Raw genomic sequence first — 21,479 nt, forward strand, 5'->3', positions numbered from 1 at the left:
AGCTCATTTCCGATCGGGCTTTGTTGCATCTGCCCCACGCAACTCTTCCATGCGAGTGAGGCCTTGCGATATCTCCCCCTTGCGGCTTTCCGTAGTACGTACCAACAATTCTTTTTCGACTTGCTTTGCCAAGAGTTCCGTCTGCAGCGATTTCACTCGCACCTCGAGCTCGGCCTCTTCGGCATCGAGCCTGACGCGCTTAAGCTTCATAGCGACTTCGTTGACCTCGTTCGCGACCCGGTCGGCGCGTTCCTTTTGCCAGCGCAACGCACCCATCAAAACCTCACCGCCTGCAGTATAGGTGTCGGTCAGTGTCACACCCGAATCGCTGAGGATCAGCTCGCGCACTTGGTTCGAATGCGCCGTGCCACGGGACTTGATGATGGACAAGCCCCGGTTGCGCTCCCCGGCCTGAAGTAAATAGTTGAGGTGGATCCAGGTGTCCGCGATCTTCGATATCTGTAAGGACGAATTGCCTTCCGACTGACTGGACATCTCGTCAAGCAAGCTAGTGCAGACCAGGGTCGTGCCGTTAGCCTTAGACCAGTCAATTAACCGTTCTGCCACACTGCGCGCGGTCAATGCATTGCCGGATTTGGACCATGTGGAGACTGGATCGATCACCAGACAACGAGCTTTGTGCTCCTTAGCAAGCGTCTTGATGCGCGCAAGAAATGTTTCTGCACTACCGGTGATGGTGCGAGCTGAGATCATGCGCAGACTCCCGCTTTTTACGTAACGACCAAGCTGGATACCTACCGAAGCCAGGTTACGAATCACCTCGGCCCCGTCGGAATCAAAACTCACGAACAGCGTGCGCTCGCCGCGCTGACAGGCTGCATCCGCGAACGCACCACTCAAAGTGGTTTTGGCCGTGCCTGAGAATCCCGTGATCAGCACACTGGCGCCGCGGTAATAGCCGCCGCCCAACATAGTATCGAGCCGCTCCACTCCGCTGGAAATGCGCTCGTTGGTTATCTTGGCGTCTACACGGCTCGGCGTATGCGCGACGGCGACCTCCAGTCCATTTTTGCCGATCACAAACGGTAATTCATCTTCATCGAAGCTGGAGCCACGATACTTCTGAACGCGCATGTTGCGTTGCGACACGCCTAAAATCACGCTGTGATTGAGGATCACGGTGCAATCCACCAAGAAGTGTATGAAGCTGAAAGGCGGTTCGCTCCTGGTGCTTATATATTCCCCACCAGCCTTAAGGGTAATGATGCCTGTCAGTTCACGCGCCAATAACCACTCATGCAATCTACAGACCTCCCGCCTTCTCGCCGCCTCATCAGGAAGCAGTGCCAATATGACATCCATGGCATCGAACACAATACGCCGCGTCCTTGTTTCATTGGACTTAGCCTCCAGCACCGCGAGCATCCCTCTGAGATCGAAATCCCCCGACTGGACCATGTCGGGCATTGGGTTGATATCCATGAAAAATAGTTTTTTCCGCTGCAACTCCGCGAGTTTCCACCCAAAGCTTTCGGCATTGGCCACGATGCGCTTTGAGTTTTCCTCAAAAGCGACAAAAATACCCGATTCTTTGCACTCTTCCGCGCCATACACCAAAAATTGCAGCGAAAGTACGGTCTTGCCGGAACCTGGCCCACCTACCAGCAACGTCGTGCGGCCGTGTGGCAAACCTCCGCCAGTGATTTCATCAAAACCGGCGATGCCAGTCGGTGCTTTGCTTGCCACCTTTAAAATGGGAGATCGGACAGATTTCATCTTTACTCCTGTAGGAAGAATAATGAACTCGGCCACCGCGATGGCGGTTGATAATAAGCATCTGATGCTTTGGTTGCAATTCGCTCGACCATTTGTTGCGGATGCCCAACATGAAAGAACGAGACCTGACGTTTACCAGGCATTGCCTTGGAGGGGTAGGCTAATAACCTTAGACCAAGACTCGAATCCGATAGACACAAGAGTTGGGTACCTCCAGCGTCGTAGTCGAGAACGAAAGCGCGGGAATTGCTAGCAGACATATATAGTCTCCTGTCGAAACATGGAATGGTTCCGAATACAGATCACGCAGAAAAAATCGCGTGAAAGCACGGAAAAAACGGGTTAGGTCATTAGATCAGGAGAATGATGATGACCCACAACTTCTTAAAGTATATCACCTTGTTTGCTATAGATGAATACGCGATAACACGCATAAATTACCCATCTAATCGAGCAGCTTCCAATAGAAAATTTCTGTATTATTCGGTTAATACTAAATGAACTTAGCTGATTCTCGTCCTCTCCCTGTTCAGTTTTGAATTCGCCTCAGGTAACTTCACATCTGAAGCAGATCGACTTCCCTGACCCATTAAATTGATTACCAGTCTGCAAAGCAGCTACCATCAATAGCCCTGTTGCAATTGCTATACAGGCCGCATTATCGTCTTGATTCTGGAAATCAACGATTTGATAGTTTGCTTGACCAGTTGATAAGCTGGCCATTGATCCAGGTAAGAGTGAATCAGATTGAGGTGAAACATCACTTTGTTATATAGCCCAGCAAACCAACGAACTTGCATGAGTGCCGGTCGAGTCAAGTTGAAAATACGGGAAAATAGCGCCATACCAAGCAGCTTGGCCACCACAAAAATTGCGGTACCCAAAAGCCAATGCCCAGATGCAATAGCATGCAATCCAATGAATTTGGCCGGAATTAATATTAAGCTGGGTAGTAAAAAAACAAACATAGCCCAGCGGGGTGGCAGTGCCGCGATATGACGTTCTATCGCATGGATCAAGGATAGCGTTCCAAGCCGAGCCATCAGCCGTTCCGTTTGATCCCAGATAAACTCTTCAATCAAGAAGAACATGGCAACAAGCCAAGTGAGCGGAACGAGGATGAAGCGTTTCATTTTGGAGGGATTTTTATAGGGACGATTTGTTGTCTATAGTAGCCTAGCCAAACTGCAACGGTTAAGATTTGTAGCTTAGCCACCCAGACAATAATCGTCTCGCTCGTTACCTAGTATTCAATAATAGTCATATCCTTAAAATATTCCGAGGTTATGCTCACAGTATCCATGAGCCTGGACCATCCGATTCATCTATCCGACAATAGAAAATCGCCATGCTAAAAGCTATCGAAAATGGTGCGAAGCCGCGCTCTAGAGCGAGCGCTTTGTGTTGATGGCAGCGATTGGGGCGAGCGATGCCGACTTGATTGAGACTAAATAGCTAACCAGCGCAAAATCATAAAGCTCAGGATAGTACTTAAAACCCATGCAAATTTCAGAATGCGTCGAAAGTAACTCTTTCAGTCCAGCCCGTTAATCCGTAAATGATGTGTTTTCATTGTGTTGCCGGCATTAATACTTATAGCATTACTACTGAATCAGCAAACGAAAAAATATCAAGGACGTAATGGGCAGTTCGGGCATTTTGATCGTTCAATTTTTTTGCTAAAACAGCATTCCAGCGACTGCGCCAGATAGCTTGTGGATCGACGGCAAGCTATAAAGGGTATGCCTTGAACTTGCGCCACGTTACGAAAATGGCGCATCACGTTATGGCCCAAAAAATCCGTGAATAATATCAAAAGTTCTGTATTCCTTGGCAAGCCATGTTGTTTGCGCTGATGTGATACATGCCGTCCAGTGATATGACGGGTAATGTTTATGTTCCAATCAGAAAGTAATTCAGGAATATTTCCCAAGCGATCCGCACCTATTAAAATTGCATTCATAACAATCACCTAAATAATTATCGGTATACAACGGGCTGCATTTGCTGCTTCTTAACCAAGGCGAAATGTCATGGTTAATATGAAAACTAAATTTAATCTTTACGAAGCAAGCAGTCCGTGAAATCGTAATATACACTTAAATATAACGATAATTCAAGCCGTTTCCGTAATAATACTGAACGACTCAGCTGCTCATTGATAATATGATTTGTAATCAATTAATTACGTCCTATCGTCGGACGTCTGTCCGTTCCGTTAAAATCGACTAATGGATTTTATTTGGGATAAGCCTTAATTTATTTTGCAGTGACATAACATGTCGTTATCGTGTTGTTGCAGACTGGTCTAGAACGGAAATTCGCTCTTTCGGTACCATTCAAAATTCCATAATGAACGCATATAGCACTCTTTTGAATCATTTTTTCTGCATACCGGAAAAACACAAAATAGAACTTATTCCTCCTCATTGAATTGGGTAAATTACAAGGTAAAAATAACCTGTTACCATGATGTGCACAGTCAAAACGGCTAGTTCCGATATACTTTAATTACGAAATGGAATGGACATTAAGAATGGAGCCAAAAGAAAGTTCGATTGAATTACATGGTTCAGTATGGATGACGGTGGGAGGTGAAAATTTTGGTGGTCCGGGCCGCATTGGCTTGCTCTCTAAAATCGCCGAATGCGGCTCCATTTCCCAAGCAGCCAAGTCCATCAAGATGAGTTACAAGGCCGCTTGGGATGCCATTGACAACATGAACAATTTGTCAGGCGAACCATTGGTGGAACGGGTAACGGGGGGCAAGGGCGGCGGCGGTACCCGATTGACTCGGCGCGGCGAGCAATTAGTAGAGAGCTTCAGAATCATAGAACGGGAACATCGTGAATTTGTTGATCGACTCAGTCGGCAGGCTGAGGGAGTCGCGAGCGATTTTTTATTGATTAAACGAATGAACATGAAAACCAGTGCCCGCAACCAGTTTCTAGGCAAAGTCTCAGCAATCAAACGCGGGGCCGCCAACGACGAAATCGAACTGAAAATAGTCGGAGGGGAAAAAATTGTCGCTATCATTACTCACGAGAGCACAGAGGGACTTGGGTTGTGTCTCGGCGCAGAAATGTTCGCCCTCATCAAGTCATCATCGGTAATTGTCGTGATAGATGATAAAAGCACTAATTTTTCCGCCCGCAATCGTTTACGCGGCACCATTTCTCGCGTGAACTCCGGGGCAGTCAATACGGAAGTGATCATTGATTTGGCTGGCGGAGGCTCGATTGCTGCCATCATCACAAACGGAAGCGCTAGTTCGCTCGGACTCGTTGTTGGGGCGAAAGCCATGGGAATTTTTAAAGCATCCAGTGTGATTTTGGGTATTACAGCATAAGCTGGTGTAACGAGGGCACTTGATTGAACTTATGAAAGCTGCAAAATATCAATATACTTTTGTGTTGTTAACACTGAAAGATCCGTATTCGAGTCGTTCCTGAAATTGTTCTGAATTATTCTGACTAGAAAAAAACAACGTTGACCAAACTTATGCGATCCAAGCGTCCTGCGGAGTAAGGCCACAAGCCCGCCGATCTGTGCGATAGAGCATAGAAGTGCCAATGGTTATATATTAATATATACTGCGCTTTGTATCACCTGTTATCAATTGTTTTTTCTAACTTAGGAGAATAAATATGAAAACCAGTGCCCGTAACCAGTTTCAAGGCAAGGTAACGAATGTCAAACAAGGTTCTGTCAACGACGAGGTTGAGCTGGAAGTGGCTGGAGGGAAAATCGTCGCTATAGTCACTCATGAGAGCGCAGATGGACTTGGATTACAAGTTGGGGCAAAGGCATTCGCACTCATTAAATCCTCATCAATCATTATTGCGACTGACAATAAGGGAGCAAAGTTTTCTGCCCGTAATTCTCTGAATGGTACCATTTCACAAGTGAAATCCGGTGCAGTCAATTCTGAAGTGATAATCGGGCTTGAAGGTGGCGCTTCTGTTGCGGCTATTGTCACTAACGAAAGTTGCAAGTCACTCGGACTCGCTGTTGGTATGCCAGCTACCGCAATCTTCAAAGCATCAAGCGTGATCATCGGGACTCAAACGTAACTTTCGAGTTATTCCAAACTAAATATGTCGTTAAATTAGGGTGAATTCAAAATTCAAACGTCGCCTGCTTTTGTAGTCGAGCAGGCGGTGTTTCGTTTATGCCGATAAACTGGTCGTTTTTTGACACATTAAATATACCACTTTCCTTCTCCTGTCCAAGGCATGGCATCTTGCAGATACAACGCTTGAGCCTTGAAATTTTAGTGCGCTTTGATTCTCGTCTCTGTAAACACTACTAATAACACGATCCAATTTCTATTTTCATTATCAATTCGGTCTAAATAGTTTCAAACGGCATGTTTTATGCATGAATCCAGGAAGAAGAAGCAAATCCTTCTCGCTTGCCATCCATTATGTTCATGCAATTATCAGGCAACCTTAGCGAGATTATGATTTTTTGCCATGCGTTATTTAGTGTGCTACATTTCGCTCATGCCATCCCAAAATAAAATTGGAAACTTTAGGGCATCACTGTCACTTTGCTTAAACAGTGGCGGATGGATTTCCCCGCGAAGACTCGAATTACTCGCCGCGATTGGTCGAACAAATTCAATTAGCAATGGCGCAAAAGCGGTCGGCATGACTTACAGAGGGGCTTGGGTAGCAGTTGAAGAAATGAACAGTCTAGCTGGAGTACCTCTGGTCAAGTCATGGCAAGGAGGACACGGAGGAGGCGGAGCCGAACTAACTGAAATAGGGAAGCAACTAGTAGTTGAATTGAGTCGCCTCAGTGCATTACAAACACAGTTATTTCAGTCAGTTGCAGTATTGGATGAATTCGATTAATAACAAACGCTGGATAATTTTCATAACTGCCAAGGTAATTTAAATGAGAACAAGTGCGCGTAATACGTTGAAAGGGATTATTGAAACAGTTATTGATGGAGTAGTTAATTCAGAGGTCACACTTAGGTTAGAAAGTGGTACTGCTGTATACGCTATTGTAACAATCGAAAGTGCACGGTTACTCGGCCTTGTGCCAGGAAAAGTTGCCTATGCGCTAATCAAATCATCGTGGGTGATATTGGCACTGGCGGACGAAAAGATCACAACCTCGGCACGTAATCGACTGTGTGGGGTGGTCAGCCGAATCGAAAAGGGTGCTGTAAACACTGAAGTGGCAATTGATCTTGGCAATGACAATAGTCTGGTTTCAATCATCACCAATGAATCGCAAAATTTCCTCAAATTCTCGATTGGTAGTCCAGCTTGTGCATTAATCAAGGCTTCTCACGTTCTTATTGCCGTTAATGAATAACTGTAACCAATAAGTAGTAATACCGCAGTTAATGCGGTTTTTTTTAATTAGCGCTGTATATATTTTTATATTTCGAATTTAGATAGTTTACTCAGGGGAGATCATGATCAAAACTTTTTATTGCCCACTAGGCAAAATGATAAATAAGGCAGTCAGTTTCAAGAAAGTTACAAAATTAATAGAATTTCGCGATTCAGATCTTTTTAAAATTAAAATGTCAGAATCAAGTCTAAGAGCCGGTATTTTGGCGAGTAGTTTGTTAGTGGCATCCCCCTATTCCGCAGCACTGGAAAATACACAGTTAAAACCGCAAATAGGAGAATTGGGTCAGGAAATACCCGCAATGGAGCAATCGCAAGTAATCGCCCAAGCGGATACTTCCTTGCAAGTACAAAAAACAACTAAAACTGAAACATCAGAAGTTAAGACCCCGGCTAAGGCTCCGGCTCAGACGCCTAGTTATTATGTTCAATACCGTAGCTCTGGGTTAGCCCTTCAAACTGAACCCCCTCGCTATGTCAAGCAAGCTAATAAAACATGGCTTAAAGATATTGACGGTTGGCAAGATGTTAATTGGTTGGACCTGGGTGTAGAAGCTCGACTTCGTTATGAATCTCGTGAAAATGACTTTCGCCGAAGAACAGATACAGTGGATGAACCCATCTCATTACGGACACGCCTTTATGCTGCTGTAAAAAACAAATTTGACCCATTACGCGCTACCTTTGAATTCCAAGATTCTAGACGTTTTAACCAGGGATACCCGTATACCAATTTGGAGGTCAATAAAACAGAATTTATTCAAGGTTATGGAGAATTATATTTTAAGGATGCACTGGGTGTGGATGATCTGGGTAACGATAGGCCGCTCAGTCTGCGAGCGGGACGTATGGCTTTTGAATTAACAGACAAACGCTTGGTTGCACGAAATGAATATCGTAATACCACGAATAATTTCCAAGGTTACCGTGCAGTTTTAGGCCAAAAAAATAGCGACTGGCAAGGAACTGTCTTTGCCTTTAATCCAATAGTTCGTTTTATGGAGCAAGCGGACAAAGCCAATGAAGGTCAGTGGTTCTACGGGGCTATGTTTGATGTGCGCAAATGGTCAAACATAGCCACGCTGCAACCTTATTACTACTTGCTGCAACAAAATGGCAGTAAGGTAAAATATGCTTCGACGGGCGCACTTGCCATCGCAGCCGACAAAACCAATCGTGAAATTAACACCGGGGGCTTGCGTGCCTATGGGATAGTAAGCAATACCGGTATCGATTGGGACTTGAACTATGTCAAACAATGGGGTACCGATAACGGGCAGAATCACGATGCCTATGGTTATAACGCGGAAGCAGGTTATACCTTCAACCATGCTTGGAAACCCCGTGTCATGGCCAATTTAGGCTATGCCAGCGGCGATAAAAATCCAAATGACAATAAAAGTCAACGTTTTGAGCGTTTATTCGGCTTTGCCAGACCGTGGTCCCATACTGATTATATCCAGATGGAAAATATCCATGCCACTAAGATTCGCGGAGAGTTCAACCCTACCGCTACCTTAAAACTTGATTTTGGCTATAGCTGGTACAAACTAGCCAGTGCCACCGATCGCTGGGCTGGGGGAAACAACTTGCGCGACACAACGGGAAAAAGCGGCAAGGATATAGGCAATGAATTTGACATGCGTGCGCAATTTCCAATCAATAAGTACTTAGGGATGGTCATCGGCTATTCCTACTTCATGGCGGGGGATTTTGCCATTGCGACATCCCAGAAAGCGACGCCTGGAAGGGGTGAAAACTCCCACCTAGTATGGATAGACGCTACTGTAGTCGCATTTTAATTCCAACCAATAAAAAGGAGTTTTACCATGATTAAAGTTTTTCACACTCTTGCTATCGCAGTAGCATTCGCGATTGGATCCAGCATCGCAATGGCAGAAAACATCACGATCGTCGTCGCTTCCAGTGTTAAATTTGCTATGACCGATATCGTGAATAAATTTAATGCCGAACACCGCAATGATGAAGTAAAGACTATTTATGGCGCATCAGGAAAATTTGCTGCACAAATCCAGAATGGCGCGCCTTTTGATATATTTTTCGCGGCGGACACTAATTTTCCGCAGATGCTGAAGAAAGAAGGGCTAACGAGCACTGATCCAGTAGTTTATGCGGTTGGCCGACTGGTAATTTGGTCTTCAACGACGGATGCCACTAAGCTGACCCTGCAAAAACTTTCTGAATCGACCATTCGTAAACTGGCCATCGCCAACCCCGAACTGGCACCCTACGGTATGCGTGCCAAGGAAGCGATGAAATCAGCCGGAGTGTGGGAAAAAATCAAGGACAAGCTCGTCTTTGGCGAAAATGTTGAACATACCGCACAGATGGTAAGTACCGGGGCAGCCGATGCCGGGCTTATTCCCCTTTCGCTGGCGCTTAATCCTGCAATGGTTAAACAAGGTGGCTATAGCTTAATTGATGACGGTCTTCATGAACCGTTGGCACAATCCTTCGTTATCACGAAGCGAGCCAAAGACAGCTCACTTGCACGGCGATTTGCGGCTTACTTCCAGACGCCCGAAGCGCGCAAAATCATGGAAAGCTATGGCTTTGTGGTGCCTAAAAAATAACAGGTTGAAAAATGGATGTTGGAGTACTGATGTTGGAGTACTTAAGACAAAGCTTGAGTTTGAGTGCAGAGGATTGGACGGCAATCTGGCTTACGCTACGGCTTTGTCTATATACGACCCTAATTTTGATGGTGATTGCCACGCCGATTGCGTGGTGGTTAACTAGCGGATGCTCTGCCAGTCGAACCGCCGTGCAGGCGGTGGTTGCCTTGCCGCTGGTGTTACCGCCCACCGTGCTGGGATTTTATCTCTTGATCACGCTGGGCCCGCGCGGTTTTATCGGCGGAACGTTAGAGAACATGGGACTCCATCATCTTGCCTTTACTTTTGAGGGCATATTGATCGGCTCAGTGTTGTATTCCATGCCCTTTGCCGTACAACCCTTGCAGCAAGCCTTCACTAATCTGGGGCGACGCCCGATTGAGGAGGCTGCCTCACTCGGCGCAGGTCCGATAGATTGTTTCTTTAGCGTCATTTTACCGATGACTAAAAGTGGCTTCATCGTTGCCCTGACCCTCACTTTCGCTCACACCATGGGCGAGTTCGGGGTCGTCCTGATGGTGGGCGGCAATATTCCGGGCGTGACCCACGTATTATCAACCACCATCTATGGCTATACTGAAGGGATGCAGTATGCCGCTGCGGGAAGACTGAGTCTGATGCTATTGATCCTCGCGTTTATCGTACTGTTTGTGGTGTACCGGTTTAATCGAGGTTTTGAGATGGTAAAACCATGACCGTGTCAGTACGTGCCCGGATTACCCGTTCAAATTTTGTTTTTGATGTCGATGTTGATTGGCCCGCGGAGGGTGTCACCGTTCTGTTCGGACGTTCCGGCTCGGGTAAGACGACATTGCTGCGACTGATTGCCGGTCTGGAGCGCCCGAGCGACGCGCGCGTGAGCTTTCGCCATGAAGTTTGGCTGAATGGACGCAGCTGGGTACCCCTCCATCGGCGTCGGATCGCCATGGTTTTTCAAGAAGCCAGTTTATTACCCCATCTATCTGTACGTGAAAATCTCCTCTACGGTTACAAGCGCACCCCGATTGCGGAGCGTAAACTCCATCTGGATGAAGTGGTTCGTATGTTGGGCATCGAAAACCTGATTGGACGTAATATTAATAAACTTTCCGGTGGGGAGCGTCAGCGTGTTGCCTTGGGGCGTGCGCTGTTGACCAGTCCGCGCCTGCTCTTGATGGATGAGCCCCTTTCGGCGCTCGATACTCAAACCAAGCGGGAGATTCTTCCCTATTTCGAGCGCTTGGTCGAAGAAGCGGATGTGCCGATTGTCTATGTTACCCATGCGCCCGCCGAAGTAGAGCGTCTTGCAGACCGAGTGGTGTTTTTGCGGGATGGACGCATCGACCGCGTTGAAACGCTCAAACACACCTTATCTCGGTCGGATTCCCCGCTGTTTCACGATGACGGCGTGGTGTCGGTCATCAAAGGTCAGCTGGGGCAGAAAGAGCATGGGTTAACGTCTTTTTATGTTGGCCAAGATTGTTTTTGGTTGAGCACCCCTATTTATTCAGATAGCGTTGGCAAGTCGCAACGTTTGCGTATTCTTGCCAAGGATATAGGAATCGCGCTCACTAAACCGGAGAACACGAGTCTGTTGAACGTATTGCCCGTGACCGTGCAGCGTATAGACCCCGCTCGTGAGGGGCACGTGCTGCTGGGTTTACGGTTAAGTGAAGGGCAAAATCTGTTCGCTGAAATCACTGCATGGTCACGTGATCGACTCGACTTACGCAAAGGACTTGTCGTGTATGCCATGATCAAGACGGTTGCGTTGGCGGAGTAAAGATAAATCAGATGTGTTGAAACTTAGACGGACAGAATGTCTATTCTGCGCGGAGGAGTTTTGCGTTTATTTTTGAGTAACCCATATGCTACTGGCCTACATTACACCACGCCTGTTAAGCGATATTTAGTTGGACTCAAAAAATAAAATTGGAACTGCCGAAAGTAAAAGTGACAATATAAATATCGGTATCACGCGCAAGTCGCCGACAAGGATATCAAGCTTGCTGTCGGTGAAAAATATGCCGAGTGTTGCGTATTCCAAATGTAATGAGCCAGCCTCGACCCCGAGACGGTCGAGCGCGGCTGCGCGCAGTTCAGCAATGAGAGAGCAGGTCTTGGTTCTCGTTTCCATCATACGCCCCTCACGCGCTCGCTGGACGATGGGCAAAATGTAGTTTGGTATTGCCGTACTCGCCAGCCAGGTCATCGCGTTCGGCATTGATTAGCCCGGCCTCATCCAGACATTTGCAGAACTGTTCGACGTGGCATAGCTGGTGGCTGTTGGTTAGCATCCCCTTGTCCAGATCGCGCATGCCACCCGGGACGGTTTCGCAAGCTTCGAGGCAGAACCAGTGGGCGCAACACAGTTCACCTCCCGGTAACAGACGGGAGGCGATAGCGGCCAGCGAATTGGCAGTGAATTTGCGCACAGAATAGAGGTTGTGAAAGCGTACCGCGTAATCGAATAACTCTGCGGTCGGTGGATCGAGCGGTGTACCCGCTACGACGCGGCAGCGCCCGGCTAGTCCGCTTGTAGCGATAATTTCTTCGGTGTGCGCCAAAGCATCCGGCATAACGACTACGGTAACGCGTGCATTCGTAAACTGTTGGCAGAGCGCAGCGGCGAGCAAGCCGTTGTCTCCATCGAAGCAAAGCAAGTTACGCACGCGCGCGAGATCACGGCGTGTTACCAGGTAGGCAACAAGACGGCGCGCCTCCCCTAGAAATGGATGTAACGTCAAGGGTAAGGCCTTCGCAGGTGTCTTTGGTGTCCATCCCTCCGACATGAATCCGGTAAGATCAGACCAGCCGCAGGATGAATCGTACATATTATCGATCACTTTCGCCTGGCACCATGGACTTGTCGAGCACAAAACATCGCTCATTTCTTGCGCCAAGGCATAGGTGCCGTTCTGCCTGACTAGCAAGCCAGCGTCTTCAAGTGCCTGCAGAAAACCGCCGAGATGGCTGCCACGCAGCCTCAGCGAGGCAGCGATTGCAGATTTTTATGCTGGTCCGTGGTGCTCCAGCCAGTCGAACTGGCCACTCTTATAGCCTGCGCGCAGCACCTGGAAGACTTTAAACCCATCGCCGATGCGGCGAATGACAGCAACAGACGGTGGCGGTTCGAGGGTGTTGAGATCGACCTTGCCACTTGTCAGATTGATATCCATATCCATCTTCCTATTCGCATTCATCTTCATGTTCTATCTCCTAACGTTAATGATGTGAATCAAATCATTTTGCTATTTGCATGGTGCGTGGTCCGCCCGCGAGAATCTCAGTTGCCTGAGATTGTGTAATGGTGATTCCGAAAAGTTCGTGGTAAAAACGCCGCGTTTCGGCCACCAGATCGAGGTCTGCGAATAGCTTTAAATGAAACTGCTTGGCTGCCCACAGGATAGTGAGCGGTTGCTCAGCCGTACGGTTTCCCCATGTATGCGCGCCGCAGGGCGCCACCAGATGCTAATGGCGCGAATGCCGATCAACAGTCCATGTTCCAACTCGTGGCTGGTAACGAACAAGCTTATGTCTTCGATAACTGACGGCAGCCACGATATGCGAAGGGGATAGCTATATCTTCGACACGCAGGGCCATCATCTAAGTCGATGACCCTGATACCTCCTCGCATCTTGCCGGAATGATTATTCGACAATCCTGCGCACCTCGATCTCTTTCAGCCACTTGACATGGCGCGGACCGGTGCGGATATCTTTGGTAGAAATAAGTGCGATACGTCCTTCTTCTTTCGCTAAAGGTTGCCCGTCTTTTTCGAAGAACACCATCACTCCCTCTCCGACCGGGGAATTGAATATTTCATTCAATGAGAATATGACCTTATAGTCATCACTAGCGATGGCGATGATGGCCATCTTTTTGACATCATTGTGATGGTGCGAAACGACTACTGCCTTTTCTAGAATGTCACGGAGCAGAACGCCTTTCATTTTTACAGGCTTGCCTCCAAACTGACCGACAACCTGAGTTTCGCTGATTTGATGAGCGGGAAACTGCTTCAAGTCGTCTACGTTCAGGATGAGTTTGTGTTCCACAACGCCAGAAACGGAAATGCTCGTTGTCTCAAACTTGGATGGGTCGGTTACGATAGCGGCAGCAAAAGTGCTTCCGGCCAGGAGGACAGCGGCGAGGCAGAAACTGCTGCGGATGAAGTGAATCATGGGGTTTTCCTTTTAATTAAAATTGATAGCTGGCTTTGGCAAACCACATACGCCCAGGATTCGGAAACCCGTTGGCGAGCGAGTAATTCTTGTCTGCCAGGTTGTTGACGCCCACCTCAGCAAAGAGGCTTTTAGTAGGACGGTAGACTCCTTTCAGATTCATGGTGGTGAATCCCGCGAGCTCCATCGTGTTCGATACCCATCTACTACTGTTGTGTTCGACGAAGCCCACGAGGTCGATATAGCCATTCAGATGAGCAATCGCATTGGCAGTCAGCTTCTGCCGCGGCACATCAATTACTTTATTTGTCGGGTCACTGACATTTTTGAGGTCGGTATAAGTGTAGTTGCCACCTAATTCCATCCAGGAAAGAACCGGGCTGCGCAATCCAAGCTCAATTCCCGATGCGTGTACCCTGCCAATATTTTGCATCTGACATTTGGCGGTAGATATGCAACTGGAAGCGACAGTTCCGACGAATTGCGATTGAATCTTGTCGCTGATATCGCTGTAATAGATTGCCGCCTCAGCTTTGGCACCTTGCCATGGTCGGCCTTGGTAGCCGATCTCATAATTAATGGATTGTTCTGGTTGCAAATCCGGATTTTCAATGAAGGAGCCTAAGCGTTGGGAATAACGATCCTTGAGAGTAGGCAAACGCGTTTTTTGCGCTACCGTAGTGTAGAACCGAACCCTCTCCGACCAATCGTAGAACAACCCGGCCTGCGCATTATTGGCTGATTTGGCGCTGGGTAATGAATACGGATTGCCCAGGTTGAATACCGTATCAGGCCGAAGTTGATGGTGAGCGAGGCCAAGGGAAAGATTCAGCACGGAATTAATCTTGATATTGTCTTCCGCCGCATAGGAAACGAGCGTGTCCTTGTAAATGGTGGTAGTGCTTGCAAAGGCATCCAATTCCGTATGTTCATTGGTCTTGTAGTGCGTGACTAAGCGCACGGTATGTGCACGAAAGCGCACTGACTCCAGCTCAATCGAGCCGCCACTGGTACGGTCGTTGTATATACTGCGCCCGGTTGCGACACTTCCCAAACCAGAAGTCTTCAACGTAGAGTAGGTGCCGTCGGTATAGCTGTCGACCTCATTGTCAAATTTATCGTGATAAAGGCGAAATTTCACAGCTTCGGAGCTCCCCAGTGTGGTTTTTGAAATAAAATAAAGGCTTTCCTTATTCCAGTAGGGCCACTTCCAGTATCGAGCAGCGGCAGGGTCGGTAGACTCCGGTTGTCCCTTTTCACCATCCTGTTTGTAGTAACTGATCGTATATTCGTCACTGGCGTTTGGCGTCAGGCCGACCTTGAGAGAAAGCTTGTCATCCTTGCGGTAAGAGTTATTTCTTTTACCGCCATTTTCTGTGGCTGTTGGCCTAAAATCGGACGACAGCGGAAAGTAATCGCTCTCCAAATGCGATACGCCAGCCTGCAGATACCATTTTCCTTGGTTGGTACCCACATTGGCCTGCCCTAACCGCTCATTGCCAGAACCGAAGCCAACCGAGGCATCGCCCTCAAATGTGGCTTTTGGCTTACGGGAGATCAAATTAATAGCACCCCCGATGGCATTGGGGCCATACGCGACCGAACTGAACCCTTTAGCAAGCTGGATGGCGGCAAGATCAGCGGTGGTGAAGCGATTAAAATCTACATAACCGTCATACGGGACATAAACCGGAATACCGTCAATGAAAAGTGGAACTTGGCGCGAATCGAAACCTCGGACCGAGATCATTTTTTCATTGCGGGAGTTGTTCGACAACGTGACACCGGAGAGCAGATTTAGCGCGTCACCGACGTTGTCGCGGTTGAATTGCCGCATTTCTTTCTGAGTGACAACCGATGCAACCTGATCTTCGCCGATTTCGCCGACATGCAAGGGAGTTGCAGAAACAGTGATGGTGCCCAGTTCAAATGGCATTGCTTTAATGCTCGCTTGCTCGGCCCATCCCGGCGATGTGCCTCCAAGAGCCATGAGAACAACTGTAAGTAAGGGTTTTTTGAGGTTCCGATTAACCGGGGTCAATGCCCGCCTTTTTAATCCTGTCTTATGCATATTTTCCCTGAGTTAAAAGTTCTGAATAATTGATATGTAAAAAACACCACTTCCATATCGTTATATAATTTAAAATATAACGATATGGAAGTCAAGCACCACTTTGATTACCGTTTATGCCGAGGCAAGGCGAACTAACGTTGTACTAAAGAAAAAATCAGGAGGCGGTAGACATGACTAACATTAATAAAAGCAAACGAAACGACAACATTTTTACACAAAGTAAAAATTGTCAAAAGATACGTAGAGTTGACATGAAAGCAAGTATTCGCAAAACACCACGCAAAGAAACTGATCGAAATGCGAAAGAGTTTTCCCCGGATTTTGAAGGGTAACGCTGCACACAGCGGCGAAACGTATAAAGGGGTAGATGTTCCATAAATTGCGCGAACACCAATTTACTTAAGAACATGATGCAAAATCTCGGGGAGAAAATTGCAGTTCCCAAAAATTCACGTTCAAATGGGTGATACCCCTAAACATACTATTCCCCATTCAAAATCAATATATTATTTGTCTTGGCAAAATTGCCGTACACTTCTGCCAACCTGCGGTTCTATCCACACCAGTATCGGCAAGATTGCAGGTCGCTGGACAAATTCAGGGCAACAGCAGTGGGCAAAAGAAACACATAGACTTTCAGGTATTTCTTGACGATGCTATTACAGAAGAAGCAACGGAACGCGGGATTTACATTATTTTGGATAATCTATCAACCCATAAAGGGAATGCCGACTGGCTCGCCGCTCACCCCAACGGGACACTTCACTTTACGCCCGCGTCGGCGAATTGGCTCAATCAGATTAAAATATGATTTGGAATTTTGCAGCGTGAAGTATTGCGGGAAGCAAGTTTCAAGAGTATTGACAAGCTTGCGCAAGCCATTAAAGATTTCACGGCCGTATACAATATAAATGCATCGCCGTGCATTTGGCGCAAGCGTGAAGTTAATAGGACTCAACTCCACAATACTATCTTTAATTTATATAATTAATACTGGCTGTATGTTTGAAAGGGAATACGCCATGCGATCAGCAAACTTATCAGTAATTTCAACCGAGTTGCGTCAACGATTAAAAAGACTTTGGGCAGCATGCCTGCTCCCACTCTATAAGCACACTATTCTGGTGTTAAGCATTATCTTTTGTAGCGGTACGTTGCTGGCTTTGTGGTATCTATCTCACGCCACGACCACCCTGATGCAGTCCGCAGCACTGCAGGGCATTACTATGCATGCAGAATCTCTAATGGAGTTACGCAACTTATACACATCTGAAGTTGTGGATCGCTTGAGCGACCACAACATTGAAGTGACCCACGATTACCTGGATAAACCGGGCGCTATCCCGTTACCTGCCACCTTTAGTATGGAACTCGGCAGAAGGATTAGCTTGCTCGGTTCTGGCATGGTGGTGCGTTTATATAGCAATTACCCCTTTCCCTGGCGCAAGGACGGCGGTGCACATGATGATTTTGAACAGCAAGCTTTGGCAGCGTTGCAAGCGCATCCGCAACAGCCGTACTACCGTTTTGAAAATTTTCAGGGACGCGCATCGCTACGTTACGCGACGGCGGATGTCATGCACGCGGAATGTATAAGCTGCCACAATGCACGTCCAGACAGCCCTAAGCATGACTGGAAAGTCGGTGATGTGCGCGGTGTGCTAGAGATTATTCGGCCATTGGACAGTGTAGTGGCGCAAAGTCACGCTGATCTGCGCGACGTCTTTATTCTCTTTGGCGCGCTGCTGGCACTGGGGTTGGGGGCGCTCGCACTGGTAATCACACGCTTACGTCGTGTGTCAGTGGAATTAGAAGATCAAGTAGTGCAGCGTACCACCCAACTGGCTGCGGCCAACCAAGAGTTGGAGGCATTCAGCTATTCGGTGTCGCATGATTTGCGTGCGCCGCTACGCAGCATAGATGGCTTCAGCCGAGCCTTACTCGACGACTATAGTGCGCACCTGGACGAAACGGGTAAAGATTATTTGCAACGGGTACGCGCGGCTACCCAGCGCATGGGGCAGTTGATTGACGATATGCTTAAGCTATCGCGCGTCACACGTAGTGAAATGAGTTTTGAGACGGTGAACTTGAGCATGTTGGCACAGACGGTGGCCGACGAATTGCAACAAGCACAGCCCGAACGTCACGTGGAATTCGTTTGTACGCCAGGAATGACGGTACGGGGCGATGCCCACTTACTGAGAGTAGCGCTGGAGAATCTATTGGGCAATGCGTGGAAATTTACTTCTAAACGCGAACAAGCACATATCGAAATCGGTGTAACTCACCAAGTCGAAGCATCTGTGTACTTCGTTCGTGACAATGGAGCAGGATTTGACATGGCATACGTCGGCAAACTTTTTGCTGCATTTCAGCGGCTGCACGCCATGACCGAATTTCCCGGTACCGGGATTGGATTAGCTACGGTGCAGCGCATAATCCACCGCCACGGTGGTCGAGTATGGGCGGAAGGGGAACCTGATAAGGGTTCGACATTTTATTTCACTTTGCCATAAATAAGCGTGTGTTCCACTCACCATGAACTCTAATTAGGCAATTATCAACAAATAAGGAAACCGCATGGGTAATAAATTTATTTTGCTGGTCGAGGACAATCCCGATGACGAAGCGCTTACCCTGCGTGCGCTCAAGCAAAACCGTATCGACAACGGAGTAGTGGTGGCGCGCGATGGGGCAGAAGCACTCGATTATCTGTTTGGAAAAGGGAAATATGCGGAGCGTGACCTGAATGCAATGCCGGCGCTAATCTTGCTTGATTTAAAATTGCCTAAAGTGGATGGCCTTGAAGTATTGAAGCAATTGCGTGCAGACCCTCTAACCGCACTGTTACCGGTGGCTATTCTCACCTCCTCGAGCGAGGAGCATGATCTGATAGCGGGCTATAAACTCGGTCTTAATAGCTATATCCTTAAGCCAGTGGATTTTGACCAGTTTACTGAGGCGGTGCGCAACCTGGGGATATATTGGCTGGCAATCAACGAAACGCCTCCAAGAGGTAGACGCGCAAAATGAACAAGCCAACATTGCGTACGCTGATCATTGAGGACTCGGAAGATGATGCACTACTATTGACGCGATATTTACAGCAAACCCATGAACTCATTCATGTGCGAGTAGATAGCGCAGAAGGCTTGAGTCAGGCCCTGAAACAGGGTGAATGGGACTTGGTGCTTTCAGACCACTCTATGCCAGGCTTTGACTCATTCGCTGCGTTACAAATTGTGCAGCAAAGTGGACGTGATCTGCCGTTTATTATTGTTTCCGGTGCCATCGGTGAAGACTTGGCCGTGGCGGCGATCAAGGCAGGGGCGCATGACTACCTGCTAAAGAGCAATTTGAAGCGTCTGATTCCCGCTATCGAGCGCGAGTTACAGGCGGCGCAAGCGCGACGCACCCATTTTCAGTCCGAGCAGCGCTTCCGCGCGACGTTCGAACAAGCCGCGGTTGGCATCGCACATGTCGGGCTGGATGGGCGCTGGCTGCGCGTCAACCACAAACTGTGCGTCATCACTGGCTACTCTGAAGAAGAACTCCTGACACACGATCGTCCGAGCATCACTTATCCCGACGATATGCCGGACGAACTGAATAGTATGCAGCAGTTACTGGCTGGCGATGTTCCTAGCTCGACCAAGGAAATACGCTATACACGCAAGGACGGTTCGCCAGTGTGGGTCAATCTTACATGGTCGCTTACTCGCACTTCCACTGGTGAGCCGGATTATTTTATTGAGGTGATCGAGGATATTACCGAACGAAAAGAGGCCACGGAACGGCTCCGACTATTCGCGCGCATATTCGATACCATCAATGAAGGCGTAGCAGTGACAGATGCCAGTAACAATATTATGTTAGTCAATCCGGCTTTTTCCACCATTACCGGTTACAGCGCTACTGAGGCAATTGGCAAGAACCCGCGGATTCTTCATTCCGGATTGATGGACAAGATGTTTTACGACAAAATGTGGCAGAGTATCAAAAAGACTGGCCGTTGGCAGGGCGAAATAACTGACCGCCGCAAGAACGGAGAGAGTTACGTTGAGTGGTTGAGCATTAGCACGATGAAGGACGAACGGGGCGAATTTAGTCACCATATTGCGGTGGTTTCCGATATCAGCGAGCGCAAGGCGGCAGAAGAACGCATGGTCCACATTGCGCAGCACGATTTTCTCACCGGTCTGCCTAATCGCATGATGCTGCATGATCGTCTAACACAGGCGATTGCTCATGCTGAACGCGAACAGCGTAAGGTGGCCGTTATGTTCCTTGATTTGGATCGCTTCAAGGCTATTAACGACACATTGGGTCACCTCACCGGCGACAAGCTATTACAGCTTGTCGCCGGTCGCATCAACAGTGTTGCACGCACGAGTGATACGGTCAGTCGGCTAGGCGGCGACGAATTTGCCATCATGTTGCCGTATATTGAAAATACGGATGATATTGCCATGATTGCCCTAAAGCTCCTGGCATCCATTGCCGGCCCTTATGTAGTCGATGGCAACGAAATTGAAGTGACCACCAGCATCGGCATCAGCGTGTTCCCGGAAGATGGGACCGACAGTGAATCTCTGATAGCGCATGCTGACGCCGCGATGTACCAAGCTAAGGGGAATGGGCGTAATAATTACCAGTTTTTCACCCGTGAGATGAACCGACGGACACTTGAACGAATATTGATCAAGAATAAGTTGAGTCACGCTTTGGAACGGAACGAATTATTTCTACTTTACCAACCACAAGTGGATTTGCAAAGCGGTCACATCATCGGTGCGGAAGCGCTGGTTCGCTGGGATAATCCCCTGCATGGAAAAGTTTTGCCAGCGCAATTCATCCCCATCGCGGAAGAAAATGGTCTGATCCCTCCAATTGGTGAATGGGTGTTGCGCGAGGCCTGTCGCCAGAACCAGGAGTGGCGCAAGCTGGGGTTAATGAAAATTACCATGGCGGTAAACCTTTCGTCCGTGCAGTTCCGCCAGAAGAATCTCGGCGAAACAATTAAGGCGATTCTTAGTGAAAGCGGCCTGGCTCCGTCTGGCCTGGAGCTTGAAATTACCGAAGGTGTCGTCATGCAGGATGCGGAAGCCGCAATTTTATTGCTGGAGGACATGAAGGCGATGGGGCTGAAACTGTCGGTGGATGATTTTGGTACGGGCTATTCCAGTTTAAGCTACCTCAAGCGCTTTCCAATTGATAAGTTTAAGATTGATCAATCGTTTGTACGCGATTTGACGACAGATACGGATGATGCGGTAATTGTAAGCACCATTATTTCAATGGCTCATAGCCTCAAGCTAAAAGTTATCGCCGAAGGGGTGGAAACCGCCGAACAATTGGCTTTTCTGAAACAGCAGGGATGTGATGAGATACAGGGTTATTACTTCAGTCAACCCGTAAGCGCTGAGGAGTTCACCAAGCTTCTTTCTTCAGGTAGGGGATTATTTGAACTTTAGATGTAGTCGTTTTCCTGAA

At 48.0% G+C, this 21,479-nt stretch carries 24 protein-coding genes; 15 read left to right on the forward strand and 9 right to left on the reverse strand.

Features of this window, described 5'->3' with window-relative positions; genetic code table 11:
• Nucleotides 1–3: 3 nt before the first annotated feature.
• From kaiC to MKZ32_RS11360, 3 genes are all read right to left on the reverse strand, one after another.
• Nucleotides 4–1,737, reverse strand: coding sequence for a circadian clock protein KaiC (gene kaiC, locus MKZ32_RS11350; protein WP_239797370.1), 1,734 nt, complete (start codon nucleotides 1,735–1,737; stop codon nucleotides 4–6).
• Between the two features lie 644 nt (nucleotides 1,738–2,381).
• Nucleotides 2,382–2,870: a hypothetical protein gene (locus MKZ32_RS11355; RefSeq protein ID WP_239797371.1), complete on the reverse strand. Its 489-nt coding sequence runs from the start codon at nucleotides 2,868–2,870 to the stop codon at nucleotides 2,382–2,384.
• Between the two features lie 497 nt (nucleotides 2,871–3,367).
• Nucleotides 3,368–3,700, reverse strand: coding sequence for a DUF2325 domain-containing protein (locus MKZ32_RS11360; protein ID WP_239797372.1), 333 nt, complete (start codon nucleotides 3,698–3,700; stop codon nucleotides 3,368–3,370).
• Nucleotides 3,701–4,273: 573 nt separating this feature from the next.
• On the opposite strand from MKZ32_RS11360, the gene MKZ32_RS11365 reads away from it, so the two are divergent.
• From MKZ32_RS11365 to modC, 8 genes are all read left to right on the forward strand, one after another.
• Complete coding sequence (locus MKZ32_RS11365) at nucleotides 4,274–5,086, forward strand: TOBE domain-containing protein (RefSeq protein WP_239797373.1); 813 nt, start codon at nucleotides 4,274–4,276, stop codon at nucleotides 5,084–5,086.
• A 298-nt stretch (nucleotides 5,087–5,384) separates the two neighbouring features.
• Complete coding sequence (locus tag MKZ32_RS11370) at nucleotides 5,385–5,810, forward strand: TOBE domain-containing protein (protein WP_239797374.1); 426 nt, start codon at nucleotides 5,385–5,387, stop codon at nucleotides 5,808–5,810.
• Nucleotides 5,811–6,242: 432 nt separating this feature from the next.
• Nucleotides 6,243–6,596: a winged helix-turn-helix domain-containing protein gene (locus MKZ32_RS11375; protein WP_239797375.1), complete on the forward strand. Its 354-nt coding sequence runs from the start codon at nucleotides 6,243–6,245 to the stop codon at nucleotides 6,594–6,596.
• 43 nt (nucleotides 6,597–6,639) lie between these two features.
• A complete protein-coding gene (locus MKZ32_RS11380) occupies nucleotides 6,640–7,068 on the forward strand; it encodes a TOBE domain-containing protein (RefSeq protein WP_239797376.1) in 429 nt (142 codons plus the stop codon).
• 103 nt (nucleotides 7,069–7,171) lie between these two features.
• Entirely contained in the window at nucleotides 7,172–8,911 is a 1,740-nt protein-coding gene (locus tag MKZ32_RS11385; protein ID WP_239797377.1) for an alginate export family protein, read from the forward strand.
• Between the two features lie 27 nt (nucleotides 8,912–8,938).
• Nucleotides 8,939–9,703: a molybdate ABC transporter substrate-binding protein gene (gene modA, locus MKZ32_RS11390; protein ID WP_239797378.1), complete on the forward strand. Its 765-nt coding sequence runs from the start codon at nucleotides 8,939–8,941 to the stop codon at nucleotides 9,701–9,703.
• Nucleotides 9,704–9,732: 29 nt separating this feature from the next.
• Nucleotides 9,733–10,440: a molybdate ABC transporter permease subunit gene (modB, locus tag MKZ32_RS11395; protein ID WP_239795666.1), complete on the forward strand. Its 708-nt coding sequence runs from the start codon at nucleotides 9,733–9,735 to the stop codon at nucleotides 10,438–10,440.
• Entirely contained in the window at nucleotides 10,437–11,507 is a 1,071-nt protein-coding gene (modC, locus tag MKZ32_RS11400) for a molybdenum ABC transporter ATP-binding protein (RefSeq protein ID WP_239795667.1), read from the forward strand. The genes modB and modC overlap by 4 nt, the downstream gene beginning before the upstream one ends.
• 126 nt (nucleotides 11,508–11,633) lie before the next feature.
• Here modC and MKZ32_RS11405 read toward each other — a convergent pair whose 3' ends face one another.
• The 6 genes from MKZ32_RS11405 to MKZ32_RS11430 form a co-directional block, all read right to left on the reverse strand.
• Nucleotides 11,634–11,864: a hypothetical protein gene (locus tag MKZ32_RS11405; protein WP_239797379.1), complete on the reverse strand. Its 231-nt coding sequence runs from the start codon at nucleotides 11,862–11,864 to the stop codon at nucleotides 11,634–11,636.
• Nucleotides 11,865–11,871: 7 nt separating this feature from the next.
• Nucleotides 11,872–12,657: a hypothetical protein gene (locus MKZ32_RS11410; RefSeq protein ID WP_239797380.1), complete on the reverse strand. Its 786-nt coding sequence runs from the start codon at nucleotides 12,655–12,657 to the stop codon at nucleotides 11,872–11,874.
• Nucleotides 12,658–12,735: 78 nt separating this feature from the next.
• Nucleotides 12,736–12,933 (reverse strand): hypothetical protein, encoded by a 198-nt coding sequence (locus MKZ32_RS11415; protein WP_239797381.1) that lies wholly within the window; start codon nucleotides 12,931–12,933, stop codon nucleotides 12,736–12,738.
• Between the two features lie 168 nt (nucleotides 12,934–13,101).
• Entirely contained in the window at nucleotides 13,102–13,386 is a 285-nt protein-coding gene (locus MKZ32_RS11420; protein WP_239797382.1) for a hypothetical protein, read from the reverse strand.
• Nucleotides 13,376–13,909: a molybdopterin-dependent oxidoreductase gene (locus tag MKZ32_RS11425; protein WP_239797383.1), complete on the reverse strand. Its 534-nt coding sequence runs from the start codon at nucleotides 13,907–13,909 to the stop codon at nucleotides 13,376–13,378. Before MKZ32_RS11425 ends, MKZ32_RS11420 begins: the two co-directional genes overlap by 11 nt.
• 16 nt (nucleotides 13,910–13,925) lie before the next feature.
• On the reverse strand, nucleotides 13,926–15,899 hold the full coding sequence (locus tag MKZ32_RS11430; protein WP_239797384.1) for a TonB-dependent receptor plug domain-containing protein: 1,974 nt from the start codon (nucleotides 15,897–15,899) through the stop codon (nucleotides 13,926–13,928).
• A gap of 254 nt (nucleotides 15,900–16,153) precedes the next feature.
• Here MKZ32_RS11430 and MKZ32_RS11435 point away from each other — a divergent pair, with 254 nt between their 5' ends.
• From MKZ32_RS11435 to MKZ32_RS11455, 7 genes are all read left to right on the forward strand, one after another.
• Entirely contained in the window at nucleotides 16,154–16,315 is a 162-nt protein-coding gene (locus MKZ32_RS11435; protein WP_239797385.1) for a hypothetical protein, read from the forward strand.
• A gap of 127 nt (nucleotides 16,316–16,442) precedes the next feature.
• Nucleotides 16,443–16,634: a hypothetical protein gene (locus MKZ32_RS11440; RefSeq protein WP_239797386.1), complete on the forward strand. Its 192-nt coding sequence runs from the start codon at nucleotides 16,443–16,445 to the stop codon at nucleotides 16,632–16,634.
• Nucleotides 16,561–16,794, forward strand: a complete 234-nt coding sequence (locus tag MKZ32_RS15745) for a transposase (protein WP_420887732.1) — start codon at nucleotides 16,561–16,563, stop codon at nucleotides 16,792–16,794. The genes MKZ32_RS11440 and MKZ32_RS15745 overlap by 74 nt, the downstream gene beginning before the upstream one ends.
• A 9-nt stretch (nucleotides 16,795–16,803) precedes the next feature.
• A complete protein-coding gene (locus MKZ32_RS15750; protein WP_420887733.1) occupies nucleotides 16,804–16,974 on the forward strand; it encodes a hypothetical protein in 171 nt (56 codons plus the stop codon).
• Nucleotides 16,975–17,005: 31 nt separating this feature from the next.
• Nucleotides 17,006–18,502, forward strand: coding sequence for an ATP-binding protein (locus tag MKZ32_RS11445; RefSeq protein WP_239797387.1), 1,497 nt, complete (start codon nucleotides 17,006–17,008; stop codon nucleotides 18,500–18,502).
• A gap of 64 nt (nucleotides 18,503–18,566) precedes the next feature.
• Nucleotides 18,567–19,019, forward strand: a complete 453-nt coding sequence (locus tag MKZ32_RS11450; RefSeq protein WP_239797388.1) for a response regulator — start codon at nucleotides 18,567–18,569, stop codon at nucleotides 19,017–19,019.
• Nucleotides 19,016–21,460: an EAL domain-containing protein gene (locus MKZ32_RS11455; protein ID WP_239797389.1), complete on the forward strand. Its 2,445-nt coding sequence runs from the start codon at nucleotides 19,016–19,018 to the stop codon at nucleotides 21,458–21,460. The genes MKZ32_RS11450 and MKZ32_RS11455 overlap by 4 nt, the downstream gene beginning before the upstream one ends.
• Nucleotides 21,461–21,479 lie beyond the last annotated feature (19 nt).

The sequence above is a fragment of the Candidatus Nitrotoga arctica genome (assembly GCF_918378365.1).
Lineage (GTDB): Bacteria > Pseudomonadota > Gammaproteobacteria > Burkholderiales > Gallionellaceae > Nitrotoga > Nitrotoga arctica.